Genomic DNA, 24,392 nt, shown 5'->3' with positions numbered 1-24,392 from the left:
AATATTAATTATTTTGCATAGGCTAGGGAGATGCAATTAATTAAGCCTTGAAGGTAGAAGGGATGAAGAACAATGTGTGGGATTACAGGTTGGGTTCATTTTAACCGAGATTTACGTACGCAAGCATCTGTCGTTGAGAAAATGACGAAGACGCTGTCTAAGCGTGGACCTGATGATGAGAATGTGTGGTTAAATACACATGCAGTTTTTGGTCACCGACGATTGACAGTTGTCGATCCTATAGGTGGCAAACAGCCGATGTCAAAAGTTCATCATGACAATCGGTATACACTTAGCTACAACGGCGAATTATATAATACGGAAGATCTTCGGAAAGAACTGCTAAGAAAAGGCTATACTTTTTCAGGACATTCCGATACGGAAGTATTATTGACTTCGTATATCGAGTGGAAAGAACAATGCGTTGAGTATTTTAATGGGATTTTTGCCTTTGCCATTTGGGATGAAAAAGACCAGAAAGTTTTTATTGCACGTGACCGTCTTGGGGTCAAACCATTGTTTTATAGTGAAAATAATGGAGGATTTCTTTTTGGTTCAGAAATAAAGTCCCTTCTTGCACATCCCGATGTAAAACCTCAGCTTTCGCGCGAAGGCTTGGCTGAAGTATTAGCTGTTGGTCCATCTAGAAAGCCTGGTTCAGGAGTTTTCCACGGAATACATGAACTACGCCCTGCTCACGCTTTAACTATTTCTCGACTAGGTCTGCGAATTTGGCGCTACTGGAATGTTAAAAGTGAAGTGCATACAGATTCTCTCGATGAAACTGCAGAGAAAGTTCGATTCCTCGTAACTGATGCAGTGGAACGACAACTCGTATCCGACGTTCCACTTTGCACATTTTTATCAGGTGGCCTTGACTCCAGCGCCATTACCGCTATCGCTGCCAATCGTTATAAGTTAGATGGAAAAGATCCACTCCATACGTATTCCATTGACTACGAAGACAACGCTAAATTTTTTAAAGCGAATGAGTTCCAACCAAATGCAGATAGTACTTATATCGATAAAATAGTGGATACATTCGGTACCGTTCACCATTCTTCTATCATTACCCAAGACCAGTTAATCAATGATTTGACTGAAGCTGTTCATGTCCGTGACTTACCAGGAATGGCGGATGTTGATTCTTCTTTACTGTGGTTTTGCCGGGAAATAAAACAAGATTTCACAGTCGGGTTGTCAGGAGAATGTGCCGATGAAATTTTTGGAGGTTATCCGTGGTTCCACAACGTCAAAGATTTAAACGGTACTGGATTTCCTTGGATGCGGTCAACGAATGAGCGTGTATCATTGTTAAAAGATGATTGGCGTCAAAAACTAAATCTTGAAGCCTACGCTCGACAAGCATATGACGAAACTGTAGCCGAAACCCCTAGACTTGATGGAGAAAGTAGCATAGACGCCAAACGAAGAGAGATGTTTTATTTAAACATAGTGTGGTTTATGACGACCCTGCTTGATCGAAAAGATCGCATGAGTATGGGAGCTAGCCTTGAAGTTCGAGTGCCGTTTGCCGATCATCGCCTCGTCGAATACGCTTGGAACATTCCATGGGATATGAAGATGGCTGGAAATCGGGAAAAAGGCATTTTACGTAAAGCATTAGATGGCATGTTGCCTGACGAAGTGCTTTATCGTAAAAAGAGTCCTTATCCGAAAACACATAACCCTTATTACACTGACCGTGTTCAATACTGGCTAAAAGAAATTCTGAAAGACAAGAATTCAATTCTACATGAGCTTTTTGATCGTAACCGACTAAACGAACTAGTTGATTCTAAAGGATCCGCATTCAAAGTACCATGGTTCGGACAGCTAATGTCAGGTCCGCAGTTACTCGCGCACTTAGCACAAATGCATGTTTGGTTTAAAGACACACGTATACAAATAATTGAATAAGACGGAATGGCCTTTAGTCTACTGACTTATGGCCATTTTTTTTGTTAATATGTTTTGCTGCTAGTTATATCTCGTGTATGCTTACAGAAAAATGGTTTCATTCCTTGTATTCATGTAAGTTCTTATGAAGTATGACTGAAATATTTTCTTTAGACTAATACTTAGATGAAAAGGAGCGTTTATATTGAATCCTCTTGAAAAATCGATTAAAAGAAATGCCCTTCCATTCGAAACAGACGAAGATTTAAAACCTATTATTGAAGCAATTGGGGAAGCTAAAATCGTCCTATTAGGAGAAGCTACCCACGGTACTTCTGAATTTTATTCAGTTCGGGCAGCATTAACAAAAAAGCTAATCCAAGAAAAAGGATTTACGCTTATTGCTATCGAGGGGGATTGGCCATCCACCCAGCAAATTAACAGGTTTATTAAAGACTATGACGTAGAGAAGAAAGATGTACGAGATGTTTTAAGTACATTTAAACGATGGCCTTCATGGATGTGGGCGAATGAAGAAATCGCTGAATTTATTTTATGGTTAAAGCTGCACAACCAACAAAAAGAAGCGAATCACAAAATAGGATTTTATGGAATTGATGTATACAGTTTGTGGGAATCCTTAGATGAAGTGATTACATATTTAAGAAAAACACATCCTGACGGAACTGATTTAGAGTTAGCCAAAAAAGCGTTCCGTTGTTTTAAACCATTTAACCGGGATTCTCATAGCTATGCGATGGCCTCTGTTAACATTTCACAAGCATGTGTAGATGCAGTTTCAAAACTCTTGACTTCCATTCGAGCACACAATAAGGACAAAAGTAAAATTGAACAAGAAGAAACTTTGGATTTACTAGTGAATGCCATGGTTGTACATAACGCTGAAAACTATTACCGCGCAACGGTTCGAAGTGATGAGTTGTCTTGGAATATTAGAGATAAGCATATGGTTGAAGTTATCAATGAAGTAATGGATTACCACGGAGAACAAGCAAAGATTATCGTTTGGGAACACAACTCCCATCTAGGAGATGCTTCAGCTACAGATATGGAAGCATCCGACATGATGAATGTAGGTCAGATTGTTCGATTACAGAATAAAAAGAAAGATGTCTATACTGTGGGGTTTGGTACTCATCGAGGAACTGTCATTGCAGCAGAAGAATGGGGAGTTCCTTATAAACAGATTGAAGTGCCTTCCGCTTTGAAGGGCTCGTGGGAGGATTCTTTACATATGAGTGGTGCGTTTAATAAGTTGTTAATCTTTACTAATGAAAATCGTCATTTCTTTACTGACTGGATTGGCCATAGAGCAATTGGCGTGGTGTACGACCCTGTGTATGAAGCACAATATAATTATGTTCCTTCCAAAATCGGAAACCGCTATGACGCTTTTATTTACCTAGATCAGACGAAAGCTCTTTCTCCTCTTGAATAACAAGAAAAACTTATCGGAACCTAAAAAAATGGTCCGTAGTCTATAGACTTTGGACCAAAAATTTTTATTTTAATGCATTGGTGTAAACAACAATAGCATCTCGCAAAAACTCTGCCGTTCCAGGAACTTCTTTATCATAATAAGCTTTAAATCTTTCATCATCCACGTACATTTGTGCAAGCGCTTCATGCGCTTCTATGCTATATTCACTCCAGTAAAACATAAGCCACTGCTTATGCAATTCCGCTACATTTTGCGCAAGTTCACTCGCTGGGTCTCCTGTTTTAAATGCCACAGCCAAAGTTGAGGTAATGTCTTTCGCTAGTTGTTTCACATCTAAATGTTGCGCTTGTGTCATAGCTTGAACTTTAGCATTAGATTGATCCACAGCATCATCGCCATATTTGTCTCGTATTTCATTTCCATACTTTTGCTCATTATCATCCACTATTTTTTGTTTAAAGCCTTCAAATTTTTCATTGTTCGTCATAATGATACTCCCTTCCGTTGAAGAAATTGTTTTTTCTACATTGGCAATCAGTTTATCTAATTGCTGTCGTTTGTCTAGGAGTTGTGAGCGATGAGCGTTCAGTGCCTTTACACCATCAAATGATGGATTGTTCACAATTTGCTTGATTTGATCGAGACTCATACCCAGTTCTCTATAAAATAAGATTTGCTGCAATAGATCCACTTCAGTTTGCCCATAAATACGATAGCCCGATGAATTGATTCTCGCAGGCTTAAGAAGATTCATCTCGTCATAATAGCGTAACGTCCGTGTACTAACGCCAGCTAACCTCCCTAGTTTTTGCACCGTATATTCCATTTCATCAACTCCTGACAAACTCATCGTACACCTTTACGTTACGTCAATGTCAAATGAATTTCTAAAAGAAAAGTACGTTTGGAAAAACATTTTTTAATTCGAAGAAAAATCTTTGGATAAGATTCATTCAAATCCAGAAAACTCGATCAAAGTATGCTTTTACTTTCAAGAAATTAGCAGCTTAAAATGGTGCTGAGACTTACGATAAGTGAATATCATTTTAGAGTCGTTGAGTTAATGAATATTAAATAATAATCGATATTATCTTCCAAAATTCAACTATTACAACGTGGATCGAGATTTTTACAACATGAAGGTCTATATTTACAACGTGACCGTCCAGATTTACAACGTGACAGCCAATAATTACAACTGAGCAATCGCTCGATAATAAAACTAGGGGAGCCTCGGACATTCATCTGCCGCAAGATTGCCTAAATTTAAGAAACCTATCGATGTGACTCTGTCATGTCACATCGATAGGATTTCATTCTCTAACTTATGGTGCCGTGGGTTTGCCGTTCAAAGTGAACTGAAAAATTAGTCGAGCAGAATTCTAATCAAAAAACACCACAACTCGATTAGTTGTGGTGAACATTTGCTTTATACGTTCCAATCTTTATTTGAATGGGGAAATTTCGGGGGGAGTAATTATATTTTTTCTTTCACTGCACACAAAAATGTTTACTACTTAACATTTTTTCTGGAAATGTGCGCCAATAATAATTAATAGAATGAAAAGAACCACAATTAAAGCAAATGTATTCCCTCTACGAGGGTAGCTCTCGTACTGGCCACCAACTGGAGCATAGCCTCCACAATCACCGTAAGCACCATAAGCACTATAATTATCCATTGTAAAGTCCCCCTTTCTTTCATTATTTATTATTATCTTATGTAATTTATATTAAGGGACCTAGGGATTAGCGGAGTTTTATTCCGTTTGGTGATATGTAGTCACCAGTAACGGGTAATTGTAAAGAAGAAATAAGCAGCTTCTTTCACTAACATAATTAAAAGGATATTAGAAAGTTTATTGACAAAAACAAAGAATCATGTGATAATACTCTAGTTAACAAGATAAGATAGCAAGTAAGATTTGAAATTCTGGCATCTACTCGATGTTTTTGATTAAACTTATTCACACTGGCGCGACTATAGGGTCGCAAGGACGTAAAAGAAGGTAGGGTTTACGTTGCTTAAGGAAGACAACCAGTGGACAAATGACCGCGGCACGGAAAGCAAGGAACACTTTCTTAGGAAATTATTCCCCGAATATTCGGGATGAACAATATCATTCAAAGTTATTATGTTATCTTATATAAACAAAGGGGCATGTCTAACCAGGCATGTCCCTTTTCCAATTTTATTAAGACCAGCGTAACTGCGCTATGACTCAGAATAAAAGAAAATACCATTAAAAGAAGCTGTACCTTAACCAGGTTAATCCTGATTTAAGGTACAGCTTATTCAATCTTTATTCGCCCAAATCAACGTTGTGATAAACTTGTTGAACGTCTTCTAAATCCTCTAAGGCATCAATCATTTTCTCAAATTGTACTTGTGCATCAGAATCGAGTATAATGTCATTTTGTGCTAGCATTGTCAGTTCAGCTACTGTAAATTCTATAATGCCAACATTCTTGAATGCTTCTTGCACCGCATGGAATTGATCGGGTTCAGCGTACACAATAACCGCTTCTTCTTCTTCTAAAATGTCTCGCACGTCCACGTCTGCTTCTAATAAAAGTTCAAGAACTTCATCTGCTGTTTTCCCTTCCATGCCAATGACTGCAGTCGCATCAAACATGTAAGCTACTGATCCACTTACACCCATATTCCCACTATTTTTACCAAATGCAGCACGCACATCTGATGCTGTACGATTGACGTTGTTTGTCAGTGTTTCGACGATTACCATAGAGCCGTTTGGTCCAAAACCTTCATAACGCAATTCATCATAATTTTCTTCTGAGCCGCCTTTTGCTTTTTCAATTGCACGATCCACAATAGCTTTTGGAACACTATATGTTTTTGCGCGTTCTAGTACAATTTTTAATGCACGATTTGAATCTGGATCCGGTTCACCTTGTTTTGCTGCTACATAAATTTCGCGTCCGAATTTCGCATAAATACGACTAGTATTTGAATCCTTCGAAGCTTTCTTTTCTTTAATATTATTCCATTTGCGCCCCATATTTTTTCACTCGCTTTCATGTTTGTCTCTTTATATTACGATATTCAAACAGTAGATATGATTCTTGCTCACAGTTGCATTATACACCATGAGCTATATAAGCTTCGAGTGAATTACGATTATCTTAATATCTTTAACTTGATCAAAGAATTAGCTACGTTTACTAGTAGGCGCGCTCGACGGGTTTATTCCCTTTCATTTTGATATATTCCCGTTCGCGAGGTGTTTATTCCTGTCCACAGTCGCTTTATTCCCGTTCAAACCCCGTTTATTCCCGTTCAAGCAGAGTTTATTCCCTTTCGCCCAATTTATCCCACAAAAATACCCCGAAACACGCAGTGTGTAGGGGCCTAATTGGTTTGGTTTTGGCTAGTGCTGCTCGAATACGAATACTTTTATAGTCCTTCTGTATTAATTCGGTTTTGTAACACAACAGTCTCCGTATTCTCACTTTTTTCCTCTGACACATCATTAGCAGATAGCTTGATGCTCTTCTTCTCATTTTCAATTTTTGTCTTAGTTTTATCCTCTTGTTTATACTTATTATTAGAATCGAACATGAGTATTCCTCCGTCATATATAGGTTGTTTTAGTATTCCCAAATTCTCTATTTAAAACACCATTCTTTAGCAATAATTCTCGATAGTTGAAATGGTTGATCCATAAAAAAAAATATGAACAGAGCTATAATATCCTCACAACTTTAGAAGTCTTTATGTATCAGAAATTATGATATGATAAATATTGTTTAAACTATTACAAAAGACTAATCAATTATAGATTTTTCTCTAAAATAAGACGAACACGAAAGGGTGAACATTCATGACCTTTACTGACTTATCTATTGCAACCAATGCAACCATATTACCTATTAATGAAATAGCTGATAAAGCAGGAATTCCTAGACAAGCACTTGAATTATACGGCAACTATAAAGCAAAGATTAACGTCGATTCATTACCTCCTGCAACTAAACTTGGACAAGTCGTATTAGTAACGGCTATAAGTCCAACTCCTGCTGGAGAAGGAAAATCAACGGTAACAGTGGGACTGGCAGATGCATTCAACCAACTGAACGAATCCGTCATCGTTGCATTGCGTGAACCTTCTCTAGGTCCTGTTATGGGTGTAAAAGGTGGGGCCACTGGTGGTGGTTTTGCACAAGTATTACCGATGGAAGACATCAATCTTCACTTTACAGGAGATATACACGCGATCACGTCTGCAAATAACGCGTTAGCCGCATTGATTGATAATCATTTACATCAAGGCAACGCACTGAACATAGACCCGAGAAGAATTGCTTGGAAGCGTGCTTTAGATATTAATGACCGTGCATTGCGACAAATAACTATCGGCTTAGGTGGTCCACTGCAAGGTGTTCCTAGACAAGATGGGTTTGATATCACTGTTGCTTCAGAAATCATGGCAGTCTTATGCTTGGCAACTACATTGAAAGATTTAAAAGAGCGACTTGCTCAAATGGTGATTGCTTATACATATGACAAAGAACCCATTACAGTAAGACAATTAGCAGTAGAGGGTGCTTTAACTTTGCTATTAAAAGATGCATTCAAACCAAATTTAGTTCAAACAATAGAAGGTACTCCTGCAATTATTCACGGAGGTCCTTTTGCAAATATTGCGCATGGTTGTAATTCCTTATTAGCTACAAACACAGCTAGAAGACTTGCTGACATCGTTATAACGGAAGCTGGATTTGGAGCGGATTTAGGTGCAGAGAAATTCATGCACATCAAATCAAGAAAAGGAAATTTCCACCCAGATGCCGTTGTCATTGTGGCAACTATTCGAGCTCTAAAAATGCATGGTGGCGTCGAAAAAACTGAACTGACACACCCAAATGCTAGCGCCGTTAAACGTGGAATGGCGAATTTGGAGAAACACGTACATACGATTCGTCAGTTTGGGATTGAACCGGTTATTGCATTAAATCGTTTTATCACGGATGAAAACGAAGAATTAGAAGAAGTTATGAATTGGGCACTACAACATGGTGTTCAAATTGCCCTCACACATGTATGGGAGAATGGTGGTAAAGGTGGACTTGAATTAGCTAAACTGGTTAAACAAGAGTTAGCAAAACCGAAAAACTTTACCATGCTTTATGATGAAACTGATTCCGTGGAAGAAAAACTTCGGATTATCGTCCAACAAGTTTATGGTGGTTCTGGCATTCACCTTTCAGACAAAGCTAAGAAAAAGCTAGTAGAATTAAAGAAATATGGTTGGGATGCACTGCCCATCTGTATGGCGAAAACGCAATATTCTCTTTCTGACCAACCCGCGCTATATGGGAGACCTGAGGGATTTACCATTACAATAAGAGACATTATCCCTAAACTGGGTGCAGGCTTCTTAGTCTGTTTAACAGGTGACATTATGACCATGCCTGGTTTACCGAAACAACCCGCTGCTCTCAAAATGGACATTGATGATGATGGAAATGCCGTCGGTTTATTTTAAATTAACCTTCAAGAACCGAATAAGGAGGTCCCCATATAATTTCTATGAGGACCTCCTTTATAATTGTTCGTAAATTTCTACAGCGTAGGTTTCTGAACAGCTAGTTGAATAACATGAGATAAACCATTGTGCGACCCTTCATCACGCATGACTTCACCCATAAAGAAATGAATCGTACGCCAGTCATTAAATTGACTAATAAACTCTTCAGGAGTGTACAGTAATGAAGCATCTTTAGGCCCTCCACTTTGATATGGAAGTTGATGAACAGAATACACTTCTGTTATGAAATAACCTCCTGGTTTTAATGCTTTCTTAATATTAGCTAGAGTTGACTCTCGCAACTGTTTAGGAAAATGACCAAACACACAAAAAATTTGATCCCATTGGTTTTCTTTCCAAGGAGCGTCATTTAAATCAACATGTTCTGCCTTAACAACTACCCCATTTTCCTTAGCAAGCTCTCTTGTTTTTTCTAGACCTACTTCCGAATAATCCCATGTGGTTACATTGATACCCTTTTGAGCTACAAATACAGCATTCCGTCCTTCACCTTCTGCTATGGCTAATGCATCTCCAGTTTTCAGTTGAAAGTTTTCGTAACAATATTTGATAAATTCATTCGCTTCCTTACCAAATAAATAGTCATTTATTTGAAATCGATTGTCCCATTGATTGTTCATTTTCTCATACTCCTTCATAGCCTTACTACTATCTTTTACTTCCGTCATCCTTATTTTACAATTCCCCTTATACTATTCGCAATTGATGTCTCTCAAGACTCCAACTACGCTTAGTTGACTAAATCAACTAAAGTAACTTACAATATAGTTAGCTAAATTTTCAAACTATTAAGGGGGCTCTATATGGAATCCATTCAAAATATAGAAAATATACGGAAATTCAATAGGTATTATGCGAACTTTCTTGGGAAAATTGATCAAGAAATCTATAATCGTCCAATACCATTAACAGAAGCGCGCGTAATTACTGAAATAAATTTAAGAAACGGTTGCACTGCAACAGAAATTAGAGAGCATCTTGGTATTGACCGTGGGTATATGAGCCGAATTGTTCAGCGGTTTGAGGATGACAAAATTATTTATAAAAAGAATTCATTAGTAGATAAACGTCAATATTTACTCTATCTAACTGATTACGGAAAAGAAGTATTTAATGGTTTGGTTGAAAATGCAAATCGTGAAGTAGGTAACATGATTCAATCCATATCGAAAATAGATCAGTCCAAGATTGTAAAAGCCATGGAAACAATCGAATCTATTTTTTCTCAACAACATAAAAATCTCGAAGTCTCCATTCGTTCATTTAAGCCAGGAGATATAGGTTTAGTAGCTCATCTACATGGCAAGCTCTACGATAAAACATACAACTTTGGGCCACTGTTTGAATACTACGTTATGAAAGGATTAACGGAATTCATGGTGAATACAGAAGGAGGCGATTTATGGGTCGCTTTAGTTAATGGTGAAATCGTAGGCTCTATCGCAATTACTCACTCTAGTGATTCAGTAGCTCAGTTAAGATGGTTTGTTTTGGATGAACATTATCAAGGATTGGGTATAGGTAAACAACTTATGGAAACTGCCCTCGATTTCTGTAAGCAACAAAACTATCAACATATTTTCTTATGGACAGTGAGTATTTTAAACACAGCACGCTACCTTTATCAAAAATATAACTTTACATTAACTGAAGAAAAACCAAATGAGGAATGGACTGAATCTCAATTAATGGAACAACGTTGGGACCTTGATCTTACAACTGATAATTAAATATTTTAAATGGACATACGCGAACATACTAGGATAAGAGTTGTCTTTCTTAAAACTAGTATAAAAACGGGGTAAAGGAGAGATTTTAATGGATTTGAAATTTACAGAAGAACAACAATTGATTCGTAAAATGGCACGCGACTTTTCTCAAAATGTTATTGCACCTGCTGTTTTGCATATGGAAGAAACAGATGAATTCCCATTAGAGGTAGTCCGGAAAATGGGCAAACAAGGTTTAATGGGCATGACAGTTCCTGAGGAGTTCGGAGGTTCGGCTTTAGATTTCACCTCTTTTATTCTAGTTATTAACGAAATTTCGAAGGTAAGTGCAACAGTTGGTGAAATGCTTTCAGTTCACTCTTCCGTAGGGACTAATCCTATCTTATATTTTGGAACAGACGAACAGAAAAAGAAATACATTCCTAAACTAGCAACAGGAGAGTTCATAGGAGCTTTTGCTCTGACAGAGCCAAGCGCCGGATCTGATGCTGGAAACATCAAAACAACAGCAGTAAAAAAAGGGAATAAGTATGTTTTGAATGGAGCTAAAGTCTTCATTAGCAGTGCTGGAGTAGCGGACACCTATATTACCCTTGCCCTTACTGATCCTGAAAAGGGCAAAAAGGGGCTTTCAGTATTTATCGTAGAAAAAAACACTCCTGGGTTTACAGTTGGGAAAGTTGAAAAGAAAATGGGACTTCATGGCTCCAATACAGCGGAATTATTTTTTGAGAATGTCGAAGTACCAGCAGAAAACCTACTTGGGCAGGAAGGTGAAGGTTTTAAAATTGTCATGGCCAATCTTGATGTAGGACGTATTGGAATTGCTGCGCAAGGTCTAGGGATTGCAGAAGCTGCTTTAGACTATTCAATAAAATATGCAAAACAACGGGAACAATTCGGTAAACCTATTGCAGAGATGCAGGCAATCTCTTTTAAATTGGCTGATATGGCTACTCAGGTTGAGGCAGCAAAAATGCTAGTCTATCGAGCTGCCGATTTGCGAAGTCGAGAGATTGAATGCGGGAAAGAGGCGTCAATGGCAAAATGCTTTGCTACAGATACAGCTATGAAGTCTGCTATTGAAGCTGTTCAAATTTATGGTGGTTATGGCTACACTAAGGACTACCCCGTTGAACGACTGTTTCGCGATGCGAAGGTTACGCAAATTTATGAAGGAACAAATGAAATTCAAAGAATCGTCATTTCAAAATATCTTTTGAATACCTAAATTATGAAACATCAATATAAATTAATACATATGTGAGTCAAATTTATAATAAAAAATCTAGGAATAAAATCCGAACAAACTAGATTTCCGCTCCATGCGGACGCTTTCCGTGGGGCACGACGTGGCGTTCTTAGTCTTCGTTCCACGGTCCTGCGGTTACTCGTCGTAAAGACACTGGCTTTTGCCAGCATCTTTCCTGCGGGGCTTTCAGTTCGTGCTAGTCTTTGCGACGAAGCTAAGCGCAGCGATGCAGCTCACTTTCATGTTTCGAAGCTAGCAAAGCGATGCAGAAACAGAAACAGGAGCAGATGTTTTACGCCGCATTGCGCTACAATCAAACGATACCTGATTAAAATAAACAGTTAACAGATAATTAATATAAAAAGCAATTAAATGTTCGTGTTTATTATAGAATTGAGGAGTTATGAAATTGACTCATGTATATATAATAAAGAGTCGGTATTCCTACATTGGAAAACCGGCTTTTTCAAATTAACTGAAGGTCGTAACAACATTTACAAATCGTTTACAATATTCAGTATTTTTTAACAATTTATTCGTTGACTTAATTGATACATTTGGTTTAAATTAATATATAAGTAAATCATTATACATTAATAAGGAGTGTGTGTGATGTTAAATAAACCATGTATTGGCTTTGGAAAGTTTATTAAAGAATCTCGAGAATTTAAAAACCTTTCGTTAGAGATGTTTGCCGACCAATTAAAAGTTTCGCATCAAATTGTTGATCGATTGGAAATGGACTTACTTCACCCTTCTGGTTCACTCATTAAGAAATTGTCCCTTGTGTTAAATGTAGAAGAAAATGAGCTTTTCAATCTAATCTGGTGCGAGAATCCCGTGAAATTGCATCAAAATCACTTTTGAAAAACATTACCTTTCTGATTGAAGTGATACTCTCGAGGTTAAGTTATAGAATGAAAGAATAATCGACTAATTAAATTCCATATTTTAACTATTATAAAGTGGACCACGATTTTTACAACGTGGATGCCTATTTTTATAACGTCACCTTCCATAATTACAACGTGACACCTACTAATTACAACTGAGCTTTCGCTCGACATTGCAAGACACTTCATAGATTGAGAATACTTAAATAAAATTTGCCGAAACTTCATCTTCGGCGGCATGCCTCATTGTAGCGAGTGTGCATCATGCAAACCACTGTTCTGCAATCCCTTCTTTTTAAGTTGTATTTTCTTTTATGATCAATTCGAAAACATTTACTTGATTGGAGCGGAAGGCGGCGGGAAAAGCATGTGCTCCTGCGGTTACTCGTCGCAAAGATATTGGACGAATGACAGTTCGTCCAATATCTTTCCTACGGGATTAGCGGGACAGGCGAGACCCCGTATTGGAGCGCTAAGTGGAACAAAGGCTAAGAACGTCACATCATGTGACAACGCCTTTGTGACCAACATCGTGTTGGCCTGAGGAGGCTCTCCGTCCGCCCCGTGGAAAGCGTCCGCCTGGAGCGCAAATCAGTGGTATCATACTAGAACCTACTCCTTAAAATACCGGAAATACTGGATTCATGGCTCACTAAAATTATATACTTTCTCACCATTTAAAAAGCAGAGCCCTCTCGATAAACGAGGGCTCTGCTTTAATGTACTATTTAACAGTTTTCAGGAAGACCAACCAACGTTAAACTTCCATCTTGCATATCAATGGTAACTTCTTCGGCCATGGTAAGTACGCGTTGATCAATTGCTACTTGAACGCCATTGACCTCTTTAATAACATCTTGCTCTTCGGGAACATCTAAAGATAAACCTAGTTGTGGACCGCAACAACCTTGACCCACAAAGTAAAAACGAATTCCGGCAGCATTTTTTTCCGCCATTGCATTTGTTAACATTTCTTTAGCAGTATCTGTAATAATCATAAATAAACACATCCCCTAATTGGTTTAATAACCTATTTTTATTTCTAGACTTTGCAAATGTAGCATTTACCACACTTTACACACCCTCAAACTAATGTGGTAAATCTATAATGATTGACTCCAGTCGTGAGTTGCCTGGCCTTCTAAATAACGTTCTGCGTCTAATGCAGCCATACAACCTGTTCCAGCTGCTGTAATCGCTTGTCGATATTTATTGTCTTGAACATCTCCACAAGCATAGACGCCAAGAATATTTGTATCCGTTGTTCCAGGTTTCACTTGAATATAGCCAACTTCGTCTGTATCAATTTGGTTGTTTAAGAATGCCGTATTCGGTGTGTGACCAATGGCTACAAAAATCCCATCCGTCTCAATAATTTCTTCTTCACCTGATTCATTATTCATCACTTTTAGACCATTTACTTTAACACCATTGGACATCACTTCAACTGGACTTCTATTTAATTTCCAAGAGATTTTAGGATTTTGTCTTGCTCGATCTTGCATGATTTTAGACGCACGTAACTCTTCTCTTCTATGCACAATAACTACTTCAGAAGCGAATTTTGTAAGGAAGTTTGCTTCTTCCATGGCAGAATCTCCACCACCAACAATGATTACTTTTTTTCCTCTGTAGAAAAATCCATCACACGTCGCACACGTGCTAACACCAGTTCCAATGTTTTCTTTTTCCCCGGGAATTTTCAGAAGTTTAGCGGAAGCACCTGTAGAAAGGATTAAGGATTCTGTTACAATCTCACCTAGTCCACTTACAGTAAGTTTAAATGGTTTTTCAGATAAATTTGCCTCTGTTACCCATCCGTTTTTAAACTCAGCTCCAAAACGTTCAGCTTGTTTACGCATATTGACCATCAACTCTGGACCCATAACACCATCAACAAAACCTGGGAAATTCTCAACTTCTGTCGTTAAAGTTAATTGTCCTCCTGGTTGGTCTCCTTCAATTACAATTGGATTCATATTTGCTCTTGCCAGATAGATTGCTGCCGTTAAACCAGCTGGTCCAGTGCCTAATATTACTACTTTATGCATATTGATCTCCTCCGAATGATTAGTTAATAAGTTCTTCTACTTCTATATTTCCTAGCTTATCTTCAGGCTGCCACTTTACAATCGTTGTTTGTTTAGTGAGTTCTTCGCTGACTTTTTTAATCCACACTTTTTCACTAGTTGCCTTAGCACTTAAAATAGGATCAATCGTTTCTGTTCCATAAAGACTCTGATTAATTACCCATGACTTCGGTTGAATACCAGCTCTTTTTAAGTCTTGTTGTAAACGCATTGCTTCAAAAACAGGTGTAGCTTCAGGTAAAGTAACAATTAGCACACTGGTTTCCTCAGGATTACGAAGACGCGGAAGCAAGTTTTTAACCGCATCAGGAATTTCACCAGTTGATCTGGATAGTTCTTTTTCATATGATTTCGCAGCATCAAGCAGCAATAATGTATGACCTGTTGGTGCCGTATCGATTACCACGATTTCCTCATTTGATTTCTCAACTACATCTGCGAATGCCCTAAATACAGCAATTTCTTCTGTACAAGGAGAATTCAAATCCTCTTCTAAATAACGCAAAGCATCTTCTTCCAAACCAGCGCCTGCCGTTAGAAGAACTTCTGCTTTATATTTCTCTACTTCAGCTGAAGGATCAATTTTACTTATGGTGAGGTTATCCATAACTAACTCATCCTTAAACACAAATTCTAAATGTGCCGCAGGATCAGTTGTGGTTAAATGGACTTTTTTACCCTTCTTAGCTAATCCAACTGCAAGTAAGGAAGCGATTGTTGTTTTTCCTACGCCACCTTTACCCATTGTCAAAATAACACGTGTGTTCTTAACATACAAATCATCAATCGTTTGGTTAAGTGTCAACAAATTATCACTTTTTAATTCCACTGATTCCTGTGAACTACTTGAAAGAAGATATGATTTAAACAAATGGCGGAGACTTTCACTACCTATTAAGGAATAGGAAACAAAAGGCAACGAATATGTTTCTAATTGCTTTAAAGACTCAGGTAGTTCTTTTAACGCCTTTTGTTGTCTGTTATAAAAGGCACTGGAAATTTCATCATTGTCGATAGGCTTCTTCAGTAATCCATTGATAATCAATAATTGATTTTTAATACCAATTTCTTTTAACTCTGTTGATGCTCTTTGTGCTTCAAAGAAAGTGGATGAATCTGGTCTAGTCACTAATACTAGTTTGGTTTGACTAGAATCAGAAAGTACTTTCACTGTGTTCGCATATAATTCCTTTTTTGCAGACAGTCCAGATAACGGACCTAAACAGGATGCACCATGTGTACTATCTTCTAAAAACCCATTCCACGCATTTGGTAGTTGCAGCAATCTTAATGTATGACCAGTCGGAGCTGTATCAAAAATAACATGATCAAAACCACTAATTAATTCAGAATTCGTAAGTAAATTTGTGAATTCATCAAATGCCGCGATTTCAACTGTACATGCACCAGACAATTGCTCTTCCATTTGGTCGACAACTGCATCAGGTAATTTTCCGCGAAATGGATCTACAACTTTATCTCTGTAAGATTTAGCCGCTTCTTCAGGATCTAAATTGCATGCAAATAATCCATCGACATTGTCAACTTTCGTCGGTTGGTTACTAAACTCCATGCCAAACACATCTTGTAAATTAGATGCAGGATCTGTACTAACCAATAACACTTTTTTTCCTTGGTCAGTAAGATTCACTGCTGTTGCACAAGCTGCTGATGTTTTCCCTACCCCACCTTTTCCTGTAAAGAATAAAAAAGGCGTTTCTTTAAGTAACCGTGGGTGAAAATTTTGCATGAGGATAGACTCCTTTATTTGAATTTTATATCTAAAAGATTTGTAGGTTTCTTCATTTTCAAGTCGCTTTCTTGAATACCAAACCATATAGCCAATTCTTCATTGGAAGGGTACTCTCCAACTTTTAGCATTTCGCCATTAACAACAACAGCAGGCAATGCATCTGGTCCTTTTTCATGTAGCACTTGATTAATGATTAAGTTTTCTACAAACATCCCAGGTTCATTTCCTAAGTTATATCGTTTAATGTCAAACCCTTGTTTCTCAAGGGTAAAGACAGCTGCAGCTACACGTGTTAACTCTGGGTCAACACTTGGTCCACATACGCCTGTCGGACAACATAAAGCAGGATCAAATATTTCAACTTTAGTCATTGGGTTCATCCTTTCACAAATAAATAATCATATGCTTATATATTATATAGAAGATAAGTCGAGTAATTTCCTCCTCGACTACTTCTTAGTTATTCACCGGTTTCAGCAAAATGTTTAATACGTTCTCCAATTTCATCACGAACTTGTTGGAATACAACCCATTTTTCTTCTTCTGTACCTTCAGCTTTAGCAGGGTCATTGAATCCCCAGTGCTCGCGTTTTACGTGAGGTGGTGTCATCGGGCATTTATCAGCTGCGTCGCCACAAAGTGTTACAACAAAATCTGCATGGTTAAGAATTTGTGTATCAATGATATCTGATGTTTGATTTGAAATATCAATTGATACTTCATTCATAGCTTTTACTGCATTAGGATTCAACCCATGTGCTTCAATTCCAGCACTTAGTACTTGCCACTCATCACCTAAGTATTTTTTTCCCCAACCTTCGGCCATTTGGCTTCGGCAAGAATTACCTGTACATAAGAAATATAATGTTTTTTTAGTCATGATGAAAAACTCCTCTTTGTTTTAGATTTAGACGATTAGTAACCATAAATAAAGTCCAATTAGCGTGATTAATAGTGTTGGGATTGTTAAAATAATTCCCACTTTAAAATAAGTACCCCATGCGATTTTTACGCCTTTTTGAGATAAAACATGGAGCCATAATAAGGTCGCAAGCGAACCAATAGGTGTAATTTTTGGACCTAAGTCAGAACCAATTATATTTGCATAAATTAATGCTTCTCGAATTGTTTCTGGAGTAGTCGTTTCTGAGATCGCTAGTGCATTAATCATCACTGTAGGCATATTATTCATCAACGATGACAAAATAGCTGCAATGAACCCCATAGAGATAGTTGCTGCGAATAAACCTTGATTAGCTGCAAGCTGAATCACGTCTGCTAATACACTCGTCAATCCAACATTTCGCAAGCCGTAAACGACTACATACATGCCGATTGAGAAGAAAACAATCGCCCATGGTGCACCTTTTAATACACGTTTTGTTTGAACTGCTTTACTCTTTTGAGCCATAAGTAAAAAGAATATCGAAACGATGCCTGCCACTATTGAAACAGGAAGTCCTAAAAACTCACTTGAGAAATAACCGACTAATAATAAGCCTAATATATACCAAGATAATCTAAACATTTTTACGTCTTTAATTGCATCACGAGGCTGTTTTAAATCTGCTAAATCATAATTTTTCGGAATGCTCTTTCGGAAAAACAAGTACAATACCAAAATACTAGCTAGAAGAGCAAACAAGTTCGGCACAATCATTCTAGAAGCATATTCGACAAATCCAATACCAAAAAAGTCAGCTGATACAATGTTAACTAAGTTACTTACTACTAATGGTAGAGAGGTCGTATCTGCGATAAAACCACTCGCCATGATAAATGGGAAAATCATCTTTTCATCAAATTTCAAACTTCGAACCATTGCAAGAACGATGGGTGTAAGGATCAACGCTGCTCCATCATTTGCAAATAATGCAGCAACCACCGCTCCTAAAAGCGTTACATACACAAACATTCGAACTCCATTACCTTTTGCGGCTCTTGCCATGTGCAAAGCGGCCCACTCAAAAAATCCAATTTCATCTAAGATGAGCGAAATAATAATAATAGCTATGAATGCTAATGTGGCGTTCCATACAATTTCAGTTACATCGATTACATCTTGAAAATCTACAACACCTACCAGTAAAGCAAGTACTGCACCACCACAAGCTGACCAACCGATAGAAAGATTTTTAGGTTGCCAAATAACAAAAATTAAAGTGATAAGAAAAATTACTGATGCTAAAACAACTGATGTCAAACTAAACCCTCCATTATTCGCAAGTAATGCGTAATCCTTGCTGTTCTAATTCTTTTATTCTTTGATCCTGATCAGGAATGAAATCAAGAAGATTTTGAACAAATTCATAAGCTTCATGCTGTCTATTTAGCGAATAAAATATCCATTGCCCTTTTCGATTTTCGTTTACTAAACCAACATCCTTTAATTTTCGTAAATGTTGACTAATAGCTGATTGACTTACATTAAAAATTGCTACAAATTCACACACACAACATTCATTTTTTTGTAACAGTTTTAACATGGATAACCTTGTTTTATCACCCATTAACTTTAAAATCGAACTCGCTTTATCAAGCTCTATCAGTATTGTTGTATCTGTCATTCTTGTTAGCTCCTTTCAGTAAATTAGTTTAGCCTATTTAGGATAATTTATTTTTCCTTTGAGTCTAAGCATTTCTTTCTTTAAATACTATATCATCATATACTTATATGCTTTGAAAATCAATAAGGTACTTCTTTATTAAATAATTGTTAAATTCACCTGATAAAAAATAGAATTATCTTCTACTCTGGTCGTTGTTTTTTGGATCGACTCGATCATATCCAATTTACACCAGTAATTTATCATTTATAGAGTAATCCTATATTCATTCAATTTAATGAACATAGATTAATGGACAGAGTTTTATTGAACGTTATTAAACCAAAATGATGTGTTTTTAACCATTTGTGGCATATTCAGAAAAGGACGAGTTTTGTTACATAGACGATTAATATTTAACAATTCATATGCTCAATTCAAAAAAGAGTATCCACTTTTAATGGACACCCAAATTAATTTGAATATTGACATCCCCGTCTAATTTCTATCACATTTTTGATTGGTGTGCCCCTAGTAAAAAGCTTTTAAACTCCTTATGACATTAGTAATTAATTTATATTAGATAGTTAATAATATTTATTACTTCAATAAAGAAAATAAACCTCTCTATTTCAAGTGTTCCACTTAATATGGCAATTCATATCGTATAAAAAAAGAATAATAGGACATGATTAATAGAATAGCAGAGGAATAAACAAAAATTATGTGTATATGTATCCAAAAAATTCACAGCAAATGAGGTAGTGTATGGGCTTTTTCAAAAAGAAAAGTAATACTAAAATAAATTCTACTTCTAGCCAAACGATGAAGACAAGTTCAACAAACGAATTAAAAACAAACCTTCAAGAAAATATACAAAGAATAAAAGATTCCCTTGGAGAAAGCTCGGATATTATCATTCGAGAAATTCGAATTGGAAAAGAAGGAACTATTAAAGCCGGTATTATCTATACAGATGGGTTAACAGATACAGCCTCATTACAAAATTTCATTTTAGAAACGCTCATGCTAGATATCAAAGGGACCGAATTACAGAAAAAGCGCTCTCCTGAACAAAATCTTATTAGCGTATTAAAAGATTTTGCCATGACGGTAGGAGAGATTAAAGAATTAACTAATTTTGAAGTGCTTTTTACCGGACTTTTATCGGGGGATACGATTATTTTAATCGATGGATATGCCCAAGGTTTAATCATCTCCAATAAGCAATGGGTTGAGCGTGGGGTAACAGAACCAATGGCCCAGTCGGTAGTTAGAGGACCACGAGAAGGATTCTCCGAAAATTTACGCGTAAATACAGCCTTAGTTCGTCGGAAACTTAAAGATCCGAACCTTTGGATGGAATCAAAAGTTATTGGAAGATACACGAAAACGAACATTGCCATGATGTATATCAATGGCATTGCAAATGACGAAATAGTGAAAGAAGTCCGTTTACGTTTGGATGGGATAGACATTGATGGAATTCTTGAAAGCGGAAATATCGAGGAATTAATCCAAGATGCACCATATTCACCTTTCCCTACTATTTACAATACAGAACGTCCAGATATAGTAGCTGCAGCACTTTTGGAAGGACGAATAGCCATTTTGGTGGATGGAACACCATTTGTCCTAATTGCTCCAGCATTATTCATACAATTTTTTCAATCTTCTGAAGACTACTATCAGCGTGCCGATATTGCGAGTCTTATTCGACTCCTTCGGTTTTTTGCATTCACGATTGCATTACTTGCACCCGCAATGTTTATTGCGATCACAACTTTTCAGTATACTATGCTCCCACCTGCACTCCTCATTAATCTGGCAGCCCAACGAGAAGGAGTCCCATTTCCCGCATTTATTGAAGCAATCATAATGGAAGTCACCTTTGAAATCTTACGTGAAGCAGGTGTAAGAATGCCACGAAACATCGGGGCAGCGATGTCAATTGTAGGGGCATTTGTTATTGGAACAGCAGCCGTTGAAGCAGGCCTAGTCTCTGCTGCGATGGTCATCGTCGTTTCAATAACCGCCATATCTAGTTTTGTTTCACCCACTTACGACATAGCGATTGCTGTGAGGATGCTACGTTTCGGGTTTATGGCCTTAGCTGCTACTTTTGGTTTTTATGGAATTACGATAGGTTTATTTGCTCTACTTCTGCATTTATGCAGTTTGCGCTCTTTTGGCGTACCCTATATGTCTCCACTAGCTCCATTTAATGTTTCGGATCAAAAGGATACGTTTATTCGTTTGCCTAGATGGAAAATGTTTACTCGACCGCGTCTAATCAGTCAACAAAATATCGTTAGGCAACAAGATTCATCCTCTGCAAAACCAGAACCATCAAAAAATCAGGAGTACGAAGGGGTTTAAATGATGAAAAAATGCATGTTTGTTCTTCTGATTCTCAGCTTCTTTCTTACGGGGTGTTGGGACCGGAGGGAATTAAATGATCTTGGCATTATAATAGCATTAGGAATCGATAAAGTAGAAGATGAATACCAGGTAACTGCTCAAGTGGTTGTACCTTCGGAAAATTCTGTGAAATCAAGTACGGGGCGTTCACCGGTTACCCTCATTCATGCGAACGGAAAAACGGTATATGAAGCCTTTCGAAAAATGACAAAGGAAACGCCTAGAAAAATATATCCTGGACACCTTCAAATGCTAGTGCTCGGTGAGGAATTATCTCGAGAAGGAATAGGGGAATCCTTAGAGTTACTGGCAAGGGATTGGGAACTTCGATCGGATTTCTATGTTGTTGTTGCTAAAAATAAGTCCGCGGAAGAGATACTGAATGTCTCAACAACTATAGAAAGCATACCCGCCAATAAAATGTTTAACACGCTTAAAACTTCAGAAAGGGCTTGGGGGGCAACAAACGGCATTACAATAGATGAGCTGATAGCAGATCTTACAAGTGAAGGTAAGGAAGCTGTATTAACGGGGATTCAAGTAATTGGAAACCAAGAATTAGGATCAAGCAGACAGAATGTGGAATCGATTACTCCTGCTGCTCGAATTCAATATGATCAATTGGCTGTGTTTAAAAAAGATAAACTAGTAGGATGGTTAACTGAACAAGAAAGTAAAGGGTATAATGACATCACCAACTCAGTAAAAACAACAGTAACACCTATATCTTGTCCTAATGAAGGAAAAGCCACTATAGAGATTACTCGGCTCAATTCTGAGGTTAAAGGTAATGTAAGCAAAGGAAAACCCGAAGTGGATATTAATATTAAGATAGAAGGGAATGTCGGGGAAGTATTATGTCAAATTAATCTTAGTGAACCAGAAACAATTGATGAGGTAGAGAAAATCACGGAAAAAGAAGTGGAAGAGACCGTTAATCAGACCGTTAAAACGTTACAACAACAATATGAAACAGACATTTTTGGTTTTGGTGAAGCCGTTCATCGATCCAATCCGAATGAGTGGAAAAAGCTTAAAGAGCATTGGGAAGAGGAATTTTCTAACTTGACGGTGAATGTTAAAGTTGACGTAAAACTTGGGCGTACGGGTACAGTCGATAATTCCTTCTTAGAAAAGATAAAGGACTAAATAATCATGCTGAAAAGTATAGGAATACTCCTGATTGCAGCTGCCATTCTGTGGATTGAAGTTCCACCTCTCTTGAAAAAAAAGCATAAAAAAGAGTTGCTTGTGTTTTCAATTTTTCTTGCTATTGGGATAGGTCTAAGTATTACACTTGGATTAGAAAAAACTATTCCAAATCCACTAGATTTACTCACTTTTGTGTTTAAACCGCTTAATGACGTTATTGCTCTTTTGTTGAAATAAAATAACTGTGTAGAGGGAAAGGTATGATATGAAATGATGCAAGACGTTAAAATAAATTCATACCAATTTCTAGTTTTAGTTATTTTATTTACGATTGGTACAAGCATCTTAACTGTACCATCAGCATTAGCAGCTGATGCGAAGCAAGACGCTTGGATTACCGCTATAATTGGTACGGGTATCGGGTTATTGGTCACATGGCTATTCATTACTATAGCTCTTTGGTTCCCTCACCTCACCTATATCCAAATCATTGAAAAACTATTTGGAAAATGGGTAGGTAAAGCCATTTCTATTTTGTTTGTATTCATGTCTTTTCTTTATGCTTCAAGTCTTTTGTTTTATAGCGGAACATTCTTAAATATCCATGTGATGCCGAATACTCCAATGATAGTCCTTAATATTCTTATGGCGGGGATAGTGGTGATGGGAGTCCGTCTTGGATTGGAAACCCTCGCTCGTACTGCAGAAATTTTAATTGTCTTATTCTTTGTCATTTTTCTCATTTTAGTGGTGTTTGTTTCACCTGAAATCAAGTTTGAAAACATACAACCTGTATTTGAGATGGGTACAAAAAAAATCGTTCAATCATCACTATTTTATGTCGTAACATCTTCAGTTAATTCCGTTATTTTATTAATGATTTTCCCTTCTTTTATTAACAAAATGAAACACGTTAAAAAATCTTTTTTAATTGGAAACTTAATAGGCGGAATCGTCATCATCATCATTACATTTTTGTGTGTTTCGGTATTAGGTGCTGAGAAAACTGCAAGAGAGATTTATCCAAGCTACGAATTGACCAAAAGGATAAATGTCGGGGATTTTGTACAGCGTATAGAGGGATTAATGGCTACCCTCTGGATGATCACCCTCTATATTAAGACGGCCCTTTATTTTTACGCTTCCGTTTTAGGGATAGCACAAATTCTAAATTTGAAAGATTACCGTCCTTTAACGTTACCGTTAGGAATGATTGCCGTTGTCCTCTCTCTCGTGATTTATCCTAACGTCTCTTATCAACAACATTGGGACAGCACAACGGCTAAATCCTTATCATTAACAATCGGCCTTTTTTTACCTCTTTTACTGGTAGTCGTATATGCCATACGAAAAAGACAATTAAAAAAAGAAGCCTAAAAACCCTAGGAACAAAATACGCATAAAAGCCTATTCGGCAATGCATCGCCAAAACGTTCGGGAAAAGACATGCGTCCTTTCCGGAAAATCAAAATCTTCACGGCCGAGGAACGGGAGACACCGTTGGTGAAATTTCGGTGCGATGGACCAAGGCAAACAACGCATCATGGTTTTCTGGAATCTGTACGCAACGCGCTACTTTTTCAAAAGCCAGGAGCTGGTTGAAAAGGCGATTTTCTGCACG

22 protein-coding genes are annotated in these 24,392 nt (G+C 37.4%); 10 read left to right on the top strand and 12 right to left on the bottom strand.

The features are described from left to right. Positions 1-72: 72 nt before the first annotated feature. Together asnB and E2636_RS01440 are read left to right on the top strand one after the other, a co-directional pair. Entirely contained in the window at positions 73-1,920 is a 1,848-nt protein-coding gene (asnB, locus tag E2636_RS01445) for an asparagine synthase (glutamine-hydrolyzing) (protein WP_134208326.1), read from the top strand. Between the two features lie 184 nt (positions 1,921-2,104). Then, positions 2,105-3,358 carry an erythromycin esterase family protein gene (locus tag E2636_RS01440; RefSeq protein WP_134208324.1) on the top strand — a complete coding sequence of 418 codons (1,254 nt, stop codon included), beginning with the start codon at positions 2,105-2,107 and terminating at the stop codon, positions 3,356-3,358. 64 nt (positions 3,359-3,422) lie between these two features. Here E2636_RS01440 and E2636_RS01435 read toward each other — a convergent pair whose 3' ends face one another. From E2636_RS01435 to E2636_RS18845, 4 genes are all read right to left on the bottom strand, one after another. Then, complete coding sequence (locus E2636_RS01435) at positions 3,423-4,187, bottom strand: MerR family transcriptional regulator (RefSeq protein WP_134208322.1); 765 nt, start codon at positions 4,185-4,187, stop codon at positions 3,423-3,425. Between the two features lie 691 nt (positions 4,188-4,878). After that, the gene (locus tag E2636_RS19620; protein WP_134208320.1) at positions 4,879-5,043 is read right to left on the bottom strand and encodes a YjcZ family sporulation protein; all 165 of its coding nucleotides are present in this window, start codon (positions 5,041-5,043) and stop codon (positions 4,879-4,881) included. A gap of 621 nt (positions 5,044-5,664) precedes the next feature. Next, complete coding sequence (locus E2636_RS01425; RefSeq protein ID WP_134208318.1) at positions 5,665-6,384, bottom strand: YebC/PmpR family DNA-binding transcriptional regulator; 720 nt, start codon at positions 6,382-6,384, stop codon at positions 5,665-5,667. Between the two features lie 395 nt (positions 6,385-6,779). After that, positions 6,780-6,944 carry a hypothetical protein gene (locus tag E2636_RS18845; protein WP_166669464.1) on the bottom strand — a complete coding sequence of 55 codons (165 nt, stop codon included), beginning with the start codon at positions 6,942-6,944 and terminating at the stop codon, positions 6,780-6,782. Positions 6,945-7,206: 262 nt separating this feature from the next. On the opposite strand from E2636_RS18845, the gene E2636_RS01420 reads away from it, so the two are divergent. Next, entirely contained in the window at positions 7,207-8,871 is a 1,665-nt protein-coding gene (locus tag E2636_RS01420; RefSeq protein WP_134208316.1) for a formate--tetrahydrofolate ligase, read from the top strand. Positions 8,872-8,948: 77 nt separating this feature from the next. On the opposite strand, the gene E2636_RS01415 is transcribed toward E2636_RS01420, so the two are convergent. Beyond that, positions 8,949-9,554, bottom strand: coding sequence for a class I SAM-dependent methyltransferase (locus E2636_RS01415; RefSeq protein ID WP_134208314.1), 606 nt, complete (start codon positions 9,552-9,554; stop codon positions 8,949-8,951). A gap of 183 nt (positions 9,555-9,737) precedes the next feature. Here E2636_RS01415 and E2636_RS01410 point away from each other — a divergent pair, with 183 nt between their 5' ends. The 3 genes from E2636_RS01410 to E2636_RS01400 all read left to right on the top strand — a co-directional run bounded on the left by E2636_RS01410 (position 9,738) and on the right by E2636_RS01400 (position 12,783). After that, on the top strand, positions 9,738-10,664 hold the full coding sequence (locus tag E2636_RS01410; protein WP_134208312.1) for a bifunctional helix-turn-helix transcriptional regulator/GNAT family N-acetyltransferase: 927 nt from the start codon (positions 9,738-9,740) through the stop codon (positions 10,662-10,664). An 88-nt stretch (positions 10,665-10,752) separates the two neighbouring features. Next, on the top strand, positions 10,753-11,895 hold the full coding sequence (locus tag E2636_RS01405; protein WP_134208310.1) for an acyl-CoA dehydrogenase: 1,143 nt from the start codon (positions 10,753-10,755) through the stop codon (positions 11,893-11,895). A gap of 633 nt (positions 11,896-12,528) precedes the next feature. Further along, complete coding sequence (locus E2636_RS01400) at positions 12,529-12,783, top strand: helix-turn-helix domain-containing protein (protein ID WP_134208308.1); 255 nt, start codon at positions 12,529-12,531, stop codon at positions 12,781-12,783. A 754-nt stretch (positions 12,784-13,537) separates the two neighbouring features. Here the strand turns inward: E2636_RS01400 and E2636_RS01395 are convergent. The 7 genes from E2636_RS01395 to E2636_RS01365 all read right to left on the bottom strand — a co-directional run bounded on the left by E2636_RS01395 (position 13,538) and on the right by E2636_RS01365 (position 19,219). Next, complete coding sequence (locus E2636_RS01395; RefSeq protein ID WP_017378922.1) at positions 13,538-13,807, bottom strand: iron-sulfur cluster biosynthesis family protein; 270 nt, start codon at positions 13,805-13,807, stop codon at positions 13,538-13,540. A gap of 105 nt (positions 13,808-13,912) precedes the next feature. Beyond that, positions 13,913-14,860, bottom strand: a complete 948-nt coding sequence (gene trxB, locus E2636_RS01390) for a thioredoxin-disulfide reductase (protein ID WP_134208306.1) — start codon at positions 14,858-14,860, stop codon at positions 13,913-13,915. A gap of 19 nt (positions 14,861-14,879) precedes the next feature. Further along, positions 14,880-16,649 (bottom strand): arsenical pump-driving ATPase, encoded by a 1,770-nt coding sequence (arsA, locus tag E2636_RS01385; protein WP_134208304.1) that lies wholly within the window; start codon positions 16,647-16,649, stop codon positions 14,880-14,882. Between the two features lie 14 nt (positions 16,650-16,663). Further along, entirely contained in the window at positions 16,664-17,023 is a 360-nt protein-coding gene (gene arsD / locus E2636_RS01380; RefSeq protein ID WP_134208302.1) for an arsenite efflux transporter metallochaperone ArsD, read from the bottom strand. Positions 17,024-17,112: 89 nt separating this feature from the next. Beyond that, a complete protein-coding gene (gene arsC, locus E2636_RS01375) occupies positions 17,113-17,532 on the bottom strand; it encodes an arsenate reductase (thioredoxin) (RefSeq protein ID WP_017378926.1) in 420 nt (139 codons plus the stop codon). Positions 17,533-17,559: 27 nt separating this feature from the next. Continuing rightward, a complete protein-coding gene (locus E2636_RS01370) occupies positions 17,560-18,855 on the bottom strand; it encodes an arsenic transporter (protein ID WP_134208300.1) in 1,296 nt (431 codons plus the stop codon). A 13-nt stretch (positions 18,856-18,868) separates the two neighbouring features. Next, the gene (locus tag E2636_RS01365) at positions 18,869-19,219 is read right to left on the bottom strand and encodes an ArsR/SmtB family transcription factor (RefSeq protein ID WP_017378928.1); all 351 of its coding nucleotides are present in this window, start codon (positions 19,217-19,219) and stop codon (positions 18,869-18,871) included. Positions 19,220-19,966: 747 nt separating this feature from the next. On the opposite strand from E2636_RS01365, the gene E2636_RS01360 reads away from it, so the two are divergent. The 4 genes from E2636_RS01360 to E2636_RS01345 are packed head-to-tail and all read left to right on the top strand — an operon-like array spanning position 19,967 to position 24,148. After that, a complete protein-coding gene (locus tag E2636_RS01360; RefSeq protein ID WP_134208298.1) occupies positions 19,967-21,577 on the top strand; it encodes a spore germination protein in 1,611 nt (536 codons plus the stop codon). 3 nt (positions 21,578-21,580) lie between these two features. Then, entirely contained in the window at positions 21,581-22,768 is a 1,188-nt protein-coding gene (locus tag E2636_RS01355) for a Ger(x)C family spore germination protein (RefSeq protein ID WP_134208296.1), read from the top strand. Between the two features lie 6 nt (positions 22,769-22,774). Continuing rightward, a complete protein-coding gene (locus E2636_RS01350) occupies positions 22,775-23,008 on the top strand; it encodes a hypothetical protein (protein ID WP_134208294.1) in 234 nt (77 codons plus the stop codon). Positions 23,009-23,041: 33 nt separating this feature from the next. After that, positions 23,042-24,148: a GerAB/ArcD/ProY family transporter gene (locus E2636_RS01345; RefSeq protein ID WP_134208292.1), complete on the top strand. Its 1,107-nt coding sequence runs from the start codon at positions 23,042-23,044 to the stop codon at positions 24,146-24,148. Positions 24,149-24,392 lie beyond the last annotated feature (244 nt).

Source organism: Paenisporosarcina antarctica, assembly GCF_004367585.1.
Classification (GTDB): domain Bacteria; phylum Bacillota; class Bacilli; order Bacillales_A; family Planococcaceae; genus Paenisporosarcina; species Paenisporosarcina antarctica.
This window is presented reverse-complemented; position numbering and strand designations above follow the sequence as displayed.